Raw genomic sequence first — 922 nt, 5'->3', positions numbered from 1 at the left:
TTCGACCGAATCCACCACGACCGGCTGATCGCTCGCGTGGGCAAACAGATCCCCGACACGCGCATCCTGCGCCTCATCGGAGTGACCCTGCGCAGTGGCGTGATGGCCAATGGCCTGATGAGTCCAACCACGGAAGGGGCCGTGCAAGGCAGCCCGCTCAGCCCCCTACTCAGCAATATCGTCCTTGACGAGCTGGACCGGGAGCTTGAGCGGCGCGGCCTGGCCTTTTGCCGGTTCGCTGATGACTGCAACATCTTCGTCAGGACGCCGAAGGCGGCCGAACGGGTCATGGCCAGCATCAGCGGATACCTCGAGACGAGACTCAAACTCAGGGTCAACCGCGAGAAGAGCCAGGTGGCCCGATCTGATCGGGTCAAATTCTTAGGCTTCACCATCGTGGGCGAGACGATTGCGATTGCCCACAAAGCCCTGCAAGGGGCGATGGCCAAGGTCAAGGAGCTGACCCCGCGCGGCACCCATTTGAGGCTGGAAGAGAGTATTGAGCGGATCAACAGCTGGTACGTCGGCTGGTCGAGCTACTTTGCCCTGACCCATTACCCGGCGCAGCTGCACAAGATCGAAGCCCATGTTCGGCGCCGCTTGCGCGCTCGCTTGATCGATCAACAGAAGACCCAGCGCAATCTCTATCGAAAACTGACCAAGCGTGGCGTGCCACGCCGTCAGGCGGCTGCGGCGGTGTACTCCCACCGTGGTCGTTGGGCCTTATCGAACATCCGTGCGGTGACCAAGGCATACCCCAACGGCTGGTTCATCGCCGTGCAAGGACAGGCGATTCGCTCTGACAGGAAGCTTGCGCATTGGTTTGACGTCGACCGGTGGATACGCCTTGCGTGAGGAGCCGTGTACGGACCCGTACGCACGGTTCTGTGGGCAGACGGGGCTTCGGCCCCTCTGACCCGAT

The 922-nt window shown here is 61.9% G+C and carries 1 protein-coding gene; it reads left to right on the top strand.

The window, feature by feature from the left end:
• A partial coding sequence (locus VBE63_RS30330; RefSeq protein ID WP_323686678.1) for a reverse transcriptase domain-containing protein occupies nt 1-855 on the top strand: 855 nt, incomplete at its 5' end.
• Nucleotides 856-922: the final 67 nt, after the last annotated feature.

Source organism: Lamprobacter sp., assembly GCF_034860625.1.
In the GTDB taxonomy this organism is placed as follows: Bacteria; Pseudomonadota; Gammaproteobacteria; order Chromatiales; family Chromatiaceae; genus Lamprobacter.
Note: the sequence above shows the minus strand (reverse complement) of the source record. Positions and strands in the feature narration are given on the sequence as shown.